The sequence below is a fragment of the Stenotrophomonas sp. SAU14A_NAIMI4_5 genome (genome assembly GCF_003086795.1).
Lineage (GTDB): Bacteria > Pseudomonadota > Gammaproteobacteria > Xanthomonadales > Xanthomonadaceae > Stenotrophomonas.
Map to the genome: position 1 here is coordinate 245,560 of NZ_CP026003.1, position 14,640 is coordinate 260,199.

General features: G+C 68.4%; 11 protein-coding genes. 6 read left to right on the forward strand and 5 right to left on the reverse strand.

The genetic code is table 11. The features are described 5' to 3' along the window. Positions 1-15 precede the first annotated feature (15 nt). A complete protein-coding gene (locus C1925_RS01060) occupies positions 16-3,624 on the forward strand; it encodes a transporter substrate-binding domain-containing protein (protein ID WP_108767315.1) in 3,609 nt (1,202 codons plus the stop codon). A gap of 8 nt (positions 3,625-3,632) precedes the next feature. Here the strand turns inward: C1925_RS01060 and C1925_RS01065 are convergent, their stop codons facing one another. Next, a complete protein-coding gene (locus C1925_RS01065; RefSeq protein WP_108767316.1) occupies positions 3,633-4,034 on the reverse strand; it encodes a c-type cytochrome in 402 nt (133 codons plus the stop codon). A 65-nt stretch (positions 4,035-4,099) separates the two neighbouring features. Next, entirely contained in the window at positions 4,100-5,776 is a 1,677-nt protein-coding gene (locus C1925_RS01070) for an electron transfer flavoprotein-ubiquinone oxidoreductase (RefSeq protein ID WP_108767317.1), read from the reverse strand. A 223-nt stretch (positions 5,777-5,999) separates the two neighbouring features. Here C1925_RS01070 and C1925_RS01075 point away from each other — a divergent pair, with 223 nt between their 5' ends. Beyond that, on the forward strand, positions 6,000-7,163 hold the full coding sequence (locus C1925_RS01075; protein ID WP_108767318.1) for an acyl-CoA dehydrogenase family protein: 1,164 nt from the start codon (positions 6,000-6,002) through the stop codon (positions 7,161-7,163). Between the two features lie 52 nt (positions 7,164-7,215). Here the strand turns inward: C1925_RS01075 and C1925_RS01080 are convergent, their stop codons facing one another. Further along, complete coding sequence (locus C1925_RS01080) at positions 7,216-7,695, reverse strand: tRNA (cytidine(34)-2'-O)-methyltransferase (protein ID WP_108767319.1); 480 nt, start codon at positions 7,693-7,695, stop codon at positions 7,216-7,218. Positions 7,696-7,765: 70 nt separating this feature from the next. Beyond that, positions 7,766-8,242 carry a hypothetical protein gene (locus tag C1925_RS01085; protein WP_108767320.1) on the reverse strand — a complete coding sequence of 159 codons (477 nt, stop codon included), beginning with the start codon at positions 8,240-8,242 and terminating at the stop codon, positions 7,766-7,768. A gap of 405 nt (positions 8,243-8,647) precedes the next feature. Between C1925_RS01085 and C1925_RS01090 the strand changes: the two genes are divergently transcribed. The 4 genes from C1925_RS01090 to C1925_RS01105 all read left to right on the forward strand — a co-directional run bounded on the left by C1925_RS01090 (position 8,648) and on the right by C1925_RS01105 (position 14,087). Next, a complete protein-coding gene (locus tag C1925_RS01090) occupies positions 8,648-11,497 on the forward strand; it encodes a pitrilysin family protein (protein ID WP_108767321.1) in 2,850 nt (949 codons plus the stop codon). A gap of 202 nt (positions 11,498-11,699) precedes the next feature. Next, complete coding sequence (locus tag C1925_RS01095; RefSeq protein ID WP_108767322.1) at positions 11,700-12,017, forward strand: DUF4156 domain-containing protein; 318 nt, start codon at positions 11,700-11,702, stop codon at positions 12,015-12,017. A gap of 101 nt (positions 12,018-12,118) precedes the next feature. Then, complete coding sequence (locus C1925_RS01100; protein WP_079224786.1) at positions 12,119-13,135, forward strand: 3-oxoacyl-ACP synthase III; 1,017 nt, start codon at positions 12,119-12,121, stop codon at positions 13,133-13,135. A gap of 61 nt (positions 13,136-13,196) precedes the next feature. Continuing rightward, positions 13,197-14,087, forward strand: a complete 891-nt coding sequence (locus C1925_RS01105; protein ID WP_108767323.1) for an alpha/beta fold hydrolase — start codon at positions 13,197-13,199, stop codon at positions 14,085-14,087. A 101-nt stretch (positions 14,088-14,188) separates the two neighbouring features. Here C1925_RS01105 and C1925_RS01110 read toward each other — a convergent pair whose 3' ends face one another. After that, positions 14,189-14,560 carry a YkgJ family cysteine cluster protein gene (locus tag C1925_RS01110; protein ID WP_108767324.1) on the reverse strand — a complete coding sequence of 124 codons (372 nt, stop codon included), beginning with the start codon at positions 14,558-14,560 and terminating at the stop codon, positions 14,189-14,191. Between the last annotated feature and the right edge of the window lie 80 nt (positions 14,561-14,640).

The window sequence follows — 14,640 nt, forward strand, 5'->3', positions numbered from 1 at the left end:
GGGAGAACGTCGCAGATGCGGAACCGGGCAGTGCGTGGATGGGTCCTCTTGCTGGGGCTGCTGGGCCTGTCCGTGCTGGCGCAGGCCGAACCGGGCCCCCTGCCGTTGACCGTCCTGCAGCGCCAGTTCCTGGCCGCGCATCCCGTCATCGTTGCGGGCCAGTATGACAGCGGTTGGCCACCGTTCGAGGACCTGCAGCAGGGCCAGCCGACCGGCCTGGGACCAGAGTACCTGTCGCTTCTGGCTCGTCAACTCGGCGTGGAACTGCAGTTCCGTCGCTATCCGGACTGGAATGCCGTGCTGGATGCGGCATGCCGCGGCGAGATCGACGTGGTGATGAACACCGCGCTCAGTCCCGAACGCGCCCGCTGCATGGTCTATACCCGCGCGTATGTGGAAGCGCCGCTGGCGATCGTCGGGCGGCCGGGTGATCTGCGCGCATCCGAAACGCCGGACCTTGACGGGCTGCGGGTGGTCATCGAACAGGACTTCATGACCGCCCCGCAGGTGCGTGCGCGCTTCCCGCGGGCCCGGCAGCTTGTCGCAAATGACACGCAGACAGCGCTCGCCATGGTCAGAGACGACAAGGCGGACGTCTTCATCGGTAATGCCTACGTCGCCACCGAACTGATCGCGCTGAGGAAGATCGACGGCGTGGTGATGCTGCGGCCCAGCGATCTGCCGCCCGAGCGCCTGCACTTCGGCGTGCCCACTGGCAGCCAGCCGCTGGCAGAAGCGCTGGATGTGGCGCTGGCGGCCAGCAGCCCCTCGCAGCGCGAGGCGTTGATGGAGCACTGGCTGCCGCCGCTGACGTGGTCGGCGTCCGCGCAGCTGGCGCTCAGCCAGGCCGAGAAGCGCGTGCTGCAGGAATCATTGAAGATCGGCTTCGCGCCCAATGCGGCACCGCTGTCCTTCGCCGACGACAACGACCAGCCCAGCGGCCTGGCCAGCGAGTACCTGCAGCGCCTGCGGCAGGCCGGTGCCCACCTGCAGGTCGACCCCAGCCACGACTGGTTCGACGTGCGAGCCAAGGCAAAGCGCGGTGACCTGCAGGCGGTGATGGGCATCCCGATCGATTCGCAGTACCTGGGCCCGGACTGGGTGTTCAGCCAGCCCTTCATCAGCGTGCCCAACGTCATCGTGACCGCCCACGACAGCCCGGTGCTGCTGGGCCTGTCCGACCTGCAGGGCAAGCGCGTGCTGCTGTCCGACCCGGAACGGGTGCGTGGCTACGTGCTGCAGCAGGCACCGCTGGCGCGCATCATTCCCACGCGCAGTGCCGAACAGGCGATGCAGCGCCTGGCCGATGGCGAGGCCGACGCCTACGTGGGCAACCTGGCGCTGGTCGACCAGCTGCTGCGCAACCAGTTCGCCGGCCGCCTGCAGATCGCCGCCCCGGCCAACTTCAACGACGAACTGGCGCTGGCCGTCGACCGCCGCTATGCCGCACTGGCCACCACCTTCGACCGCCTGCTGCTGCAGATGACGCCGCGCGAACGCGAGGCCCTGCGCGACGACTGGCTGGCCACCGAGTACCACCACGGCGTGCAGTGGAGCACCCTGCAGCGCTGGGGCATCCCGCTGCTGCTGATCCTGCTGAGCGGGCTGTTCGTCTATGCGCTGGGCTACTGGCGCCTGCGCCGTGAAGTGGCCGGGCGCCGGCATGTGGAGCAGCGCCTGGCCGATGTCACCGACAACCTGCCGGCCATCGTCTACCAGGCCCGTCGCGCCGCCGATGGCGCACTCAGTTTTCCCTTCATCGCCGGCGACGTGCAGGCCCTGTTCGGCATCTCGCCGCAGCAGGCGATGGACGATGCCGATGCGCTGCTGCAGCGTATCGACGCGGAGGATCGCGTGCTCATCGTGCGTGGCACCGCCCTGGCTGCGCGCAGCTTCGCACCGCTGTCGTTCGAGTTCCGGGTGCGCACCGAGGATGGCAACGCGCGCTGGGTGCGCACCCAGGCGCACCCGTACTCGGCTGACGCCGGTGCGGTGACCTGGAGCGGCTACTGGGTGGACGTGAGCGAAGCGCGCGCGCAGGCCGATGCACTGGCGACGGCCAAGGTCGAGGCCGAGCAGGCGGTGGAAGCCAAATCGCGCTTCCTGGCCACCATGAGCCATGAGATCCGCACGCCGATGAGCGGCGTGCTGGGCATGCTGGAAGTGCTCTCGCATTCGCCGCTGGACCAGGAACAGCAGCGCATCATCGGGGTGATCGAGGATTCCGCGCAGATGCTGCGGCAGATCCTCGATGACATCCTCGACTACTCGCGCATGGAAGCCGGCGCGCTGCGCCTGGCGCCGGTGCCGATGCCGCTGCGGCCGCTGCTGGAAAGCGTGTGCCGGCTGCTGTCGGCGCAGGCCACCGCGCGAGGCCTGGACCTGCAGGTGGAGATCGATCCGCGGCTGGCGCAGGCGCATGAGGTCGATGGCGTGCGCGTGCGGCAGATCATCTTCAACCTGCTCAGCAACGCCATCAAGTTCACCGCGCAGGGCAGCGTGCGCCTGCAGGTGGATGTGCTCGGTGCCAGCACCGAGGAGGGCAGCCAGCCGCTGCGGTTGACCGTGTCGGATACCGGCATCGGCATCGCCGACGAGCAGATCCCGCACCTGTTCGCACCGTTTGCCCAGGCCGGCGCACACATCCAGCGCGAGCACGGCGGTACCGGCCTGGGCCTGAGCATCTGCCATCGCCTGGTACAGAAGATGGGTGGCGAGATTTCCCTGCACAGCGTGCTGGGTCAGGGCACGCGGGTGGAGGTGCTGCTGTCGCTGGTGGAGGCGCGTGCCGATGACGTGCAGGCGCTGCTGTCCGAACAGGAGCAGACGGCGCTGCTGCCGCCGGCGCTGCGCGAGGCCCGCGTGCTGGTGGTGGAGGACCATCCCACCAACCAGGCGATGATGGCCTGGCGCCTGCAGCAGCTGGGCGTGCCGCACGTGCTGGTGGATGACGGCCAGCAGGCGCTGGACCGCCTGTCGGTCGAGCGCTTCGACCTGGTGATCACCGACTGCCGCATGCCGGTGCTGGATGGCTTCGCCTTCGCCCGCCTGCTGCGCGAGCGCGAAAGCCGCAACGGCCAGCCGCGCCTGCCGATCCTGGCGCTGACCGCCAGCGTGCTCAACGATGATGCACGCCGCTGCCGCGATGCCGGCATGGACGACGTGCTGGCCAAGCCGCTGTCGCTGGCCACGCTGCGGCAGGCACTGCTGCGCTGGTTGCCGCAGGCGGCGGCACTGGAGGCGGAGCCGACGGCCGAAGCACCGGCACGGGCCAGCGACGACGCGCCCGCGCTGGAACTGCCTGACCTGGCCGCCCTGCAGCAGCGCTTCGGCTCACTGCAGGTGGCCACCCAGCTGCGCGACAGCCTGCTGCAGGCCAGCGCGGCGGACATCGCGCAGCTGCAGCGGGCGCTGGGCGAAGGTGATCGCGCCAGTGCGATCCAGCAGCTGCACCGCATGGGCGGCGCGTTGGGGTCGGTGGGCGCGCGTGGCCTGGCCGAGCGCGCGGCGGCGCTGGAACAGCAGCTGCAGCAGGCCAGCGATGCCGATGCGGCGCCGGTGCTGCAGCAGATCGGCCAGTTCGTGCAGCACCTGCAGCAGCAGCTGCAACGGCTGGCAGGCTGAGTGGCCTGCTACTGCGAAGCCTGCTCCTGCAGGTAGGCGATCACCAACGCGCGGCGTTCGGCACTGGGGAAGGCGTTGTACATGCGCGTGCCCGGCACCACGTGGGTGGGCGACTGCAGGAAGGTGTCCAGGGTCTGCGCGCTCCACACGAAGCCGGCGCGGCGCATGCCGTCCGAATAGGCGTAGTCGGGCAGGCTGCCGGCGCGGCGGCCGATCACCCCGTGCAGGTTGGGGCCGAAGCGGTGGATGCCACCGGCCTTGACCGTGTGGCAGCCGGCGCAGATCTCGAAGGCCTGCTGCTGGGCCTGCAGCCGCGCCTGTGCTGGCGTCAGCGGTTCCGATGGCGTGCGCTGGCAGGCGCTGGCCACCAGGACGAACGTCAGCAGCAGGGGCAGGCGAAGGGCGCGCATGGGCGGGCAGGATAACGGTGCGCCCGCGGCAGCGGGCTGCGACATGCGGTCGCAGCCCGGCGCCATCACATGCCCGAGTAGTTCGGGCCGCCGCCGCCCTGCGGGGTCACCCAGACGATGTTCTGGGTCGGGTCCTTGATGTCGCAGGTCTTGCAGTGCACGCAGTTCTGCGCGTTGATCTGCAGGCGCGCGCTGTCACCTTCGCCGACGAATTCGTACACACCGGCCGGGCAGTAGCGCGCTTCCGGGCCGGCGTACTCGGCCAGGTTCACCTGCACCGGCACGCTGGCGTCCTTCAGCGTCAGGTGGCTGGGCTGGTTCTCGTCGTGGTTGGTGCTGCTCAGGAACACCGAGCTGAGACGATCGAAGGTCAGCACGCCGTCGGGCTTGGGATAGGCGATGCGCGTGTGCTTGGCCGCCGGTTCCAGGCAGGCGTGGTCCGGCGTGCTGTGGCGCAGGGTCCACGGCGGGTTGCGCACGCCCAGCTTGGGCAGCAGCCACTGCTCGATGCCGGTCATCAGCGTGGCCACGGTCTGGCCCTTCTTGAACCACTGCTTGAAGTTCTTGGCCTGTTGCAGCTCGGTGAACAGCCAGCTGGCTTCGAACGCCTTCGGGTAGGCGTCCAGTTCATCGTGCTGGCGGTCGGCAGCCAGTGCATCGAAGGCCGCATCGGCGCACAGCATGCCGGTCTTGATCGCGGCGTGGCTGCCCTTGATGCGGCTGACGTTGAGGTAGCCGGCCTCGCAGCCGACCAGCGCGCCACCGGGGAACACCGTCTTCGGCAGCGACATCAGGCCACCGGCGGTGATGGCGCGGGCGCCGTAGCCGATGCGGGTGCCGCCTTCCAGGTGCTTGCGGATGGACGGGTGGGTCTTGAAGCGCTGGAACTCCTCGAACGGGCTCAGCCACGGGTTCTTGTAGTCCAGGCCGACCACGTAGCCGATGGCGACCTTGCCGCCGTCGGCGTGGTACAGGAACGCGCCGCCGTAGGTGTCGTTGTCCAGTGGCCAACCGGCCGCATGCACCACCAGGCCCGGCTCGTGCTTGGCCGGGTCGATCTGCCACAGCTCCTTGATGCCGATGCCGTAGGCCTGCGGGTCCTTGCCTTCATCCAGCTTGTAACGGGCGATCAGCTGGCGGCCGAGGTGGCCGCGCGCGCCTTCGCCGAAGATCGTGTACTTGGCGTGCAGGGCCATGCCGCGCTCGAAGGCCGGGCCGATGCTGCCGTCCTTCTCGATGCCCATGTCGCCGGTGGCCACGCCGATCACTTCACCGTTGTCGCCGTACAGCACTTCGGCGGCGGCGAAGCCGGGGAAGATCGCCACTTCCAGCGCTTCGGCCTGCTGCGCCAGCCAGCGGGTCACTTCACCCAGGCTGATGATGTAGTTGCCTTCGTTGTGGAAGCACTCCGGCAGCAGCGCGTTGGGCGTGCTGCGCGCGCCGGTCTCGCTAAGGAACAGGAACTCGTCGCGGGTGACCTTCTGCTTCAGCGGTGCGCCGCGCTCGGCCCAATCCGGGAACAGCTCGGTCAGGGCGCGCGGGTCCATCACCGCGCCGGACAGCACGTGCGCGCCTGGCTCGGAGCCCTTTTCCAGCACGCACACCGACAGCTCGCGGCCGGCTTCCACCGCGCGCTGGCGCAGGCGGATCGCGGTGGCCAGGCCGGCCGGGCCGGCACCGACGATCACCACGTCGAATTCCATTACTTCACGCGGGGGCAGGGCGTTGGCTTCAGCGCTCATCGATTGCATGACTCGTGGGTAGGGCCGGCATCGGGGCCACCGGCGGTGCCTGGGAATCGCGCGTGCGGCCACGAGCGAAACGGTTGTTTGAATGTGTCAGGGTACCGGGCCGCGCGTGATCGAGCTAGATAGACGCCGTTCACCGCACGATTGCTGCAGCGCAGCGTAATGTCCTGGCCCCGAATGACCGACAATGGCCCGGTCCTGACTGCGCGTGAGTGCCATGGCTTTGCATCCGTACGATCTGTTCGATGTCCGTTCCCTGCTCAGCGAGGAAGAGCGCGCGGTGCAGGACAGCGTGGCCCGCTTCACCAACGAGCGCGTGCTGCCGATCATCGGCGATGCCTTCGACCAGGCCCGCTTCCCCGAGGAGCTGGTGCCGGAGGTGGCGGCACTGGGCCTGCTCGGCGCGACCCTGCCGGCCGAATACGGTGGCGGCGACCTCGGTGCGGTCAGCTACGGCCTGATCTGCCAGGAGCTGGAGCGCGGCGATTCCGGTCTGCGCAGCTTCGTGTCGGTACAGAGCTCGCTGTGCATGTACCCCATCTACGCCTACGGCAGCGAGGAACAGCGTCGCCAGTGGCTGCCGGCGATGGCCCGCGGCGAGCTGATCGGCTGCTTCGGCCTGACCGAGGCGCACGGCGGCTCCGACCCGGCCAGCATGAAGACCCGCGCGGTGCGCGACGGCAGTGACTGGCGCATCAACGGCAGCAAGATGTGGATCACCAGCGGCCCGGTGGCCGACCTGGCCATCGTCTGGGCGCAGACCGAGGACGGCATCCAGGGCTTCGTGCTGGAAAAGGGCATGGCCGGTTTCACCACGCAGGAAATCAAGCACAAGATGAGCCTGCGTGCCTCGCTGACCGGTGCGCTGTACTTCGATGACGTGCGCGTGCCCGACAGCCACCGCCTGCCGAACGTGAAGGGCCTGAAGGGCCCGCTGGGCTGCCTGACCCAGGCCCGCTTCGGCATCAGCTGGGGCCCGATCGGTTCGGCCATCGCCTGCCTCGATGAGGCGCTGGGCTATGCCAAGGAACGCGTGCTGTTCGGCCGCCCGCTGGCCGCCACCCAGAGCGCGCAGATCAAGCTGGCCGAGATGGCCCGCCGCATCACCACCGCACAGCTGCTGGCCCTGCAGCTGGGCCGCCTGAAGGAGGCCGGCCAGCTGCAGCCGCAGCAGGTCAGCCTGGCCAAGTGGAACAACTGCCGCATGGCCATTGATATCGCCCGCGAATGCCGCGACCTGCTGGGCGGCGCGGGCATCACCACCGAGCACGTGGCGATCCGGCATGCGCTGAACCTGGAATCGGTGATCACCTATGAAGGCACCGAGACCGTGCACCAGCTGGTGATCGGCAGGGAGCTGACCGGGATCAGCGCGTTTTGACGGCCATCCACGCATGGCGTGGATCTACTGCAGATGCCGGCCGTGCGCGGGATCACGCGCCGCCGGCAAACCCGTGCTGGCGCCAGGCCTCGTACATCACCACGGCCACGGTGTTGGACAGATTGAGGCTGCGGTTGTCCGGGCGCATTGGCAGGCGCAGGCGGCGGCCTTCGGGCAGGGCATCGAGCAGGTCCTGCGGCAGGCCGCGGCTTTCCGGCCCGAACAGGAAGGCATCGCCTTCTTCGAACCCGACGCTGTCATAGCGCACGCTGGCCCGGGTACTCAGGGCGAACAGCCGCTTGGGCGCGATGCGCGCCAGCGCGGTGTCCAGGTCGGGGTGCACCTGCAGGCGCGAATACTCGTGGTAGTCCAGCCCGGCGCGCTTGAGCTGCTTGTCTTCCAGTGCGAACCCGAGTGGTTCGACCAGGTGCAGCTGCGCGCCGGTGTTGGCGCAGAGCCGGATCACATTGCCCGTGTTGGGCGGGATTTCCGGTTGGAACAGGATCACGTGGAACAGGGGCGCGGCATTCATCGCTGCAGTGTACCTGCGACCGATGCCGCCATTACGGCGCACGCCCTGCGCGAGGCAGGGCGGACGCCGCTTACGGGCGCAGCAGGACCTGGGCGGTTTCGGTGGCCAGGGCCTGCAGATCGGCAGAACTCGGGCGCACCTGCAGGGCCGGCAGGTTGGTGATGACCTGGTTGGCGACGCTGGTGGCGGCGGCGGCCAGGGTGGCGGCGTAGCGCTGGGCTTCCAGCTCGGCGGCCAGGGCCACGCGCTGTTCCAGGCTCGGGCGCACTTCGACGGCGGCCAGGGTGGTGATCGGCAGGGCGGCGGCGACCGGGGCGGCGATGAAGCCGTCGCGCTCGGCCAGCTGGTCGGCGCTGGGGCGCACTTCCACGGTGGCGAGGGTGACGATGCCGCTGGCCTGTTCCCAGGCCTGCTGGGCCAGCTGGTCGGCGGCCGGGCGGACCTGCACGGTGGACAGGGTCTTGATGGATTCGGAGGCCTGCACCGACGAAACAACCGCGGTGCCGGCAATCAGGGCGATGGCGATGGCAATGGTCTTGGTGTTCATGACGGGGCCTGTTTAGTGTTGGTGAGCGGTGGTGTGGTAGTAAGGTAGTACACCGATTCGGGGCTTGCAAGGAAAATTTTCAAATCCCTGCTTTTGTTCAGCATCCAGTCATTTTTGATCTGAAGCCCTTCCTGGCACGGGATACACAAAGCAATCCCCGTGCCAACTACAGGCCATTGATTTGAAAGGGTTTCGAGGCGAGTGAAGAGTGTCCGCAGGGCGGACACCTGTCCGTTCGAACGGCGGTGGACACTGTCCGGACCATGAACCGGGCGGGCCGTGACCGCCTCGAAGCGGGCCGGGGAGGCCCTCGGCGGCAAACACCCCCAGTGACTGGTGGCCGATACCGGCCCCCGCGCCCGCGCGCTAGGATCGCGATTCACCAACGTGACCAAGGATCCGGAAATGTCTCTCGCCCTGCGCCCGCGCACCGCGCTGCTGGCCGTCGCCCTCAGTACCGCCCTCGGCACGCTTGCGCCGACCGCCGCACTGGCGGCCAAGCCGGCCGCCGCCACCAAGGTCGATATCCCGTTCGAGCAGTTCACCCTGCCCAACGGCCTGCGCGTGATCGTGCATACCGACCGCAAGGCGCCGATCGTGGCGGTCAACATCTGGTACCACGTGGGCAGCAAGGACGAGCCGGCCGGCCGTACCGGTTTCGCGCACCTGTTCGAACACCTGATGTTCCAGAGCAGCGAGAACCACGACGGCGAGTACTTCGAGCCCTTCAAGCAGGTCGGTGCCACCGGCCAGAACGGCACCACCAACACCGACCGCACCAACTACTTCGAGAACGTGCCGACCACCGCGCTGGACATGGCGCTGTGGATGGAATCGGACCGCATGGGCCACCTCGTCGGTGCGATCGACCAGGCGGCGCTGGATGAGCAGCGCGGCGTGGTGCAGAACGAGAAGCGCCAGGGCGAGAACCAGCCCTATGGCCAGGTGTGGGAGAAGATCAACCGTTCGCTGTACCCGGTCGGCCACCCATACCACCACAGCGTCATCGGTTCGATGAACGACCTCAACGCCGCCTCGCTGGATGACGTCAAGACCTGGTTCCGCACCTGGTACGGCCCCAACAACGCGGTGCTGGTGCTGGCCGGCGACATCGACCTGGCCACCGCCAAGGAAAAGGCCGCCAAGTACTTCGGCAGCATCCCGGCCGGCCCGACCATGGCCCAGCCGAAGGTGGACGTCGCCAAGCGCGATGCCGACACCCGTGAAGTGATGAACGACAAGGTGCCGCAGGCGCGCATCTACCGCGCCTGGAATGTGGCCCAGGTCGGCACCACCGACATCGACCAGCTGCAGCTGCTGGGGCAGATCCTCGGTGGCGCCAAGTCCTCGCGCCTGAGCCAGCGCCTGCAGCACCAGGACAAGCTGGTGGACAACATCAGCGCCGGTGCCTACGGTTCGCAGCTGGGCTCCAACTTCATGGTCATGGCCACCGTGAAGCAGGGCCAGGACCCGGCCCAGGTCGAGAAGATCATCGATGAGGAGATCGAGCGCCTGCTGAAGGACGGGCCGACCGCCGACGAGCTGTCGCGCGCCAAGACCGGCTTCCGCGCCGGCTTCATCCGCGGCATCGAGCGCATCGGTGGCTTCGGCGGCAAGGCCGACGCGCTGGCCGAGTGCGCGGTCTACACCGGCGACCCGGGCTGCTTCCGCACCTCGCTGGCCAACATCGACAAGGCCACCGCCGCCGACCTCAAGCGCGTGGGCGCGCAGTGGCTGGACAAGGGCAGCCACACCCTGGTGGTCGAGCCCGGTGAGCGCGTCGCGCTGCAGGAAGAAGCCTCGGCCACGCCGAAGCCGTTCAACGTGCCGGCCGTGGACAGCAAGTACAGCACCCTGCCGGAACAGGTCGACCGCAAGGCCGGCGTGCCGCAGACCCGCGAGTTCCCGCAGCTGAAGTTCCCGGCACTGCAGCGCGCCACCCTGAAGAACGGCACCACCGTGGTGCTGGCCGAGCGCCACGAGATTCCGGTGGTGCAGTTCAGCTACCAGTTCCCGGGAGGCTTCACCGCCGACCAGGGCCGCAAGCCGGGCACCGCCAACTTCACCATGAACCTGATGACCGAAGGTGCCGGCAAGCTGGGTTCGCTGGCCTTCGCCGATGCTGCCGACGCGCTGGGTGCCAGCCTGGACGCGGGTGCCGGCCTGGATTCGGTGACCGTCGACCTGTCGGCACTGAAGGAGAACCTGGTGCCGTCGCTGGCGCTGTACCGCGACCTGCTGCGCGAGCCGCGCTTCGAGCAGGGCGAGATCGACCGGGTCAAGGCCTCGTGGATCGCCGGCATCAAGCAGGAGAAGGTCAACCCGAACGCGGTGGCCATGCGCGTGCTGCCGCCGCTGCTGTACGGCAAGGGCCACCCGTACGCCATTCCGTTCACCGGCAGCGGTGACGAAGCGGCGATCACCAGCCTGGGCCGCGAAGACCTGGTCGACTTCCACCGCGACTGGCTGCGCCCGCAGGACGGCACCCTGATCGTGGTCGGTGACACCACCCTGGCCGAGATCGTGCCGCTGCTGGACAAGCAGCTGGGCGACTGGAAGGCCAGCGGCGATGCGCCGGTGATCAAGGCCAGCACCGCCGTGGCCGTGCCGACCGCTCCGCGCGTGTTCCTGATCGACCAGCCGGGTGCGGTGCAGGCCAACCTGTTCGCCGGCCAGGTGGTGGCGCCGTCCAGCGACACCGGCTCGACCCGCTTCGACATCGCCAACGGCGTGCTCGGTGGTGACTTCACCTCGCGCCTGAACATGAACCTGCGCGAGGACAAGCACTGGTCCTACGGTGCCCGCAGCAGCGCCAGCAGCACCGTGGGCCAGCGCCCGTGGATGGCGATGGCGCCGGTGCAGATCGACAAGACCGGTCCGGCCCTGGCGGAAATGCGCAAGGAGATCGCCGAGTTCGCCGATGGCAGCAAGCCGGCCACCGAGGCCGAGGTCAACCGCATCCGCAACATCCAGACCCTGAGCCTGCCGGGCGCCTATGAGACCGCCGCTGCGGTGGCCTCGACCATCGGCAGCATCGTGCAGTTCAAGCGCCCGGACGATTACGTGGTGCGCCGCAAGGCCGAGATCGAGGCGATGACCCCGGCCCAGGTGCAGCAGGCCGCCGCCGCGATCAAGCCGCAGGGCCTGACCTGGGTGGTGGTGGGTGACCTCAAGCAGACCGAAGCGGCCGTGCGTGCGCTGAAGCTGGGCGAAGTGACCGTGATCGACGCCGAAGGCAACCCGGTCAAGAAATAAGGCAGTACCCGGCCCGCCATGTGGCGGGCCGGCTCCCCCGGTAGTGCCGGCCGCTGGCCGGCAACCCCGTCGTGCATCCGGGGTCAGAGCCCCCTGCGGGGGATCCGACCCCGGCCCCCCCGGGGGATCCGACCCCACCCCCGGCTACCCCCGATTCAGGCTGTTCAGGCAGAATCGCCCCATACCCTTCCAGGATCTGCCCATGCGCCTTCTGCTGCTGTCGTCCCTGCTGCTCACCGTCACGGCCTGCACCTGGGTGCCGATGGAACCGGCCGGCAAGACCGTGCGCGTGCTCCCGGCGGGCCCGCTGCCGGCGGGCTGCATCACCAAGGGTGAGGTCGTGGTCACCGTGAAGAGCAAGGTCGGCTTCTACAACCGCAACCCGCTGCGCGTGCAGGAAGAGCTGGAGACCCTGGCCCGCAACGAGGCCCCCAGTGCCGGCGCCAACGCCGTGCAGGCCGCTGCGGCCCCGGCCGACGGCAGCCAGCGCTTCGCCGCTTTCCAGTGCCCGCCGCGCTGAACGGGGACCATACGGCCAAGGCTGAATTCGTAAAGATGCGGTGAAAGCCCGGGGGTTATAGAATAGCGCCCCCTTTTGCCTGAGCCTTGGCGCTAACTTCGATGCTCTTCAAGAATGTCTCGATCGCCGGCCTGGCACACGTCGACGCGCCGCATACGCTGACGACCAAGGAAATCAACGAACGGCTGCAGCCGACGTTGGATCGCCTCGGCATCCGCACCGACGTGCTCGGCGATATCGCCGGCATCCACGCCCGCCGCCTGTGGGACAACGGCGTCCTCGCCTCCGATGCCGCCACCATGGCCGGCCGCAAGGCGCTGGAAGACGCCGGCATCACCGCCGGCCAGGTTGGCCTGCTGGTCAACACCTCGGTCAGCCGCGACTACCTGGAGCCGTCCACGGCCTCCATCGTCTCCGGCAACCTCGGTGTCAGCGACGAGTGCATGACCTTCGATGTCGCCAATGCCTGCCTGGCCTTCATCAACGGCATGGACATCGCCGCACGCATGCTCGAGCGCGGTGACATCGACTACGCGCTGGTGGTGGATGGCGAGACCGCCAACCTGGTGTACGAAAAGACCCTGGAGCGGATGACCGCCCCGGACGTCACCGCCGACGATTTCCGCAACGAGCTGGCCGCCCTGACCACCGGTTCGGGTGCCGCCGCCATGGTGATGGCGCGCTCGGAGCTGGTGCCCGACGCCCCGCGCTACAAGGGTGGCGTGACCCGCTCGGCCACCGAGTGGAACCAGCTGTGCCTGGGCAACCTGGACCGCATGGTCACCGACACCCGCCTGCTGCTGATCGAAGGCATCAAGCTGGCGCAGAAGACCTTTGCCGCCGCCAAGATCGCCCTCGGCTGGGCCGTGGAGGAACTGGACCAGTTCGTCATCCACCAGGTCAGCCAGCCGCACACCGCCGCGTTCATCAAGAACTTCGGCATCGACCCGAAGAAGGTCATGACCATCTTCGGCGAGCACGGCAACATCGGCCCGGCCTCGGTGCCGATCGTGCTGAGCAAGCTCAAGCAGCTGGGCAAGCTGAAGAAGGGCGATCGCATCGCACTGCTCGGCATCGGCTCGGGCCTGAACTGCTCGATGGCTGAAGTGGTCTGGTAAGCAGCCCGCTGCGTTGATTCCAAGGGCCGGTTCTACCGGCCCTTTCTACAGGTGCGATCCGATGTCCCAGCTTCCCGGTTACCCCGCCCACCCGCAGCGTTTCGAGGTCCGTCCCGGCCTGTCGATGAGCTATCTCGACGAAGGCCCGCGCGATGGCGAGGTGGTGGTGATGGTGCACGGCAACCCGTCGTGGAGCTATTACTGGCGCACGCTGGTGGCCGGCCTGTCGGACACGTACCGCTGCATCGTGCCGGACCACATCGGCATGGGCCTGTCGGACAAGCCCGACGACCAGCGCTACGAGTACACCCTGCAGTCGCGCGTGGATGACCTGGAGGCGCTGCTGAAGCACCTGGGCATCACCGGCCCGGTCACCCTGGCCGTGCACGACTGGGGCGGCATGATCGGCTTCGGCTGGGCGCTGTCGCACCACGCGCAGGTGAAGCGCCTGGTGGTGCTCAACACCGCCGCCTTCCCGATGCCGGCGGCCAAGAAGATGCCTTGGCAGATCGGGCTGGGCCGCCACTGGAAGATCGGCGAGTGGATCATCCGCACCTTCAACGCGTTCTCGTCCGGTGCCTCGTGGCTGGGCGTGGAACGGAAGATGCCGGCCGACGTGCGCCGCGCCTACGTGTCGCCGTACAACAGCTACGCCAACCGCATCAGCACCATCCGCTTCATGCAGGACATCCCGCTGTCGCCGGCCGACAAGGCCTGGTCGCTGCTGGAGCGCGCCGGCCAGGCGCTGCCGTCGTTCGCCGACCGCCCGGCCTTCATCGGCTGGGGTCTGCGCGACTTCGTGTTCGACCACCACTTCCTGGAAGGCTTCCAGGCCGCGTTGCCGAAGGCCCAGGTGCACGCCTTCGAGGATGCCGGGCATTACGTGCTGGAAGACAAGCACGAAGTGCTGGTGCCGGAAATCCGCGCCTTCCTGGACGCGAACCCGCTCTGATGGATGTGCGGGGTCGGATCCCTCTCGCAGAGAGGGCTCTGACCCCATCCGGGCAATCCGGGGTCAGAGCCGTTTCTCCGAAACGGGTCCGACCCCAGGCCTCAGGCCGCGATCGGGTTGTTGTCGCCGCCTTCCCAATCCGCCGCGGTCAACGGGTCCAGGCCATAGGCGATGCGCGCCTTGTCGCACTGCGGGCTGGCCTTGCCGTATTCCCACGACGCATCCACCTCGCGGCACACGCTGGGCCGGTTGGGGTGGATGGTGCAGCGCGAATACACGCCGATCTGCGCGTCCAGCGCCACGCAGCGCACCGGCTTGGAGTGCGTGCCGCGCATGCACAGGCGGTGCGGGTCCAGCACTTCGGTTAGCTGGTGCGGCACGCCGCCGGGGGTGACCTCGTCCGATTCCATCCAGTGGAAGGCCACGCGGTATTGGGTGCAGCAGGCGCCGCAGGTCATGCAGGGATGTTGCATGGGCAAGCCGCCTCGGGCGGCAGTGGGAATCGGGAACGAGGCTGCGGATTTTCCACGAAGCGGGCGGCCGCGCAAGAAAT

What these genes read in the sequence shown, in the direction of transcription:
- C1925_RS01100 (WP_079224786.1), top strand. Translation starts at nt 12,119, where the DNA reads ATGCTCTTCAAGAATGTCTCGATCGCCGGCCTGGCACACGTCGACGCG.
- C1925_RS01070 (WP_108767317.1), bottom strand. Translation starts at nt 5,776, where the DNA reads ATGAGCGCTGAAGCCAACGCCCTGCCCCCGCGTGAAGTAATGGAATTC.
- C1925_RS01095 (WP_108767322.1), top strand. Translation starts at nt 11,700, where the DNA reads ATGCGCCTTCTGCTGCTGTCGTCCCTGCTGCTCACCGTCACGGCCTGC.
- C1925_RS01075 (WP_108767318.1), top strand. Translation starts at nt 6,000, where the DNA reads ATGGCTTTGCATCCGTACGATCTGTTCGATGTCCGTTCCCTGCTCAGC.
- C1925_RS01065 (WP_108767316.1), bottom strand. Translation starts at nt 4,034, where the DNA reads ATGCGCGCCCTTCGCCTGCCCCTGCTGCTGACGTTCGTCCTGGTGGCC.
- C1925_RS01085 (WP_108767320.1), bottom strand. Translation starts at nt 8,242, where the DNA reads ATGAACACCAAGACCATTGCCATCGCCATCGCCCTGATTGCCGGCACC.
- C1925_RS01105 (WP_108767323.1), top strand. Translation starts at nt 13,197, where the DNA reads ATGTCCCAGCTTCCCGGTTACCCCGCCCACCCGCAGCGTTTCGAGGTC.
- C1925_RS01110 (WP_108767324.1), bottom strand. Translation starts at nt 14,560, where the DNA reads ATGCAACATCCCTGCATGACCTGCGGCGCCTGCTGCACCCAATACCGC.
- C1925_RS01090 (WP_108767321.1), top strand. Translation starts at nt 8,648, where the DNA reads ATGTCTCTCGCCCTGCGCCCGCGCACCGCGCTGCTGGCCGTCGCCCTC.
- C1925_RS01060 (WP_108767315.1), top strand. Translation starts at nt 16, where the DNA reads ATGCGGAACCGGGCAGTGCGTGGATGGGTCCTCTTGCTGGGGCTGCTG.
- C1925_RS01080 (WP_108767319.1), bottom strand. Translation starts at nt 7,695, where the DNA reads ATGAATGCCGCGCCCCTGTTCCACGTGATCCTGTTCCAACCGGAAATC.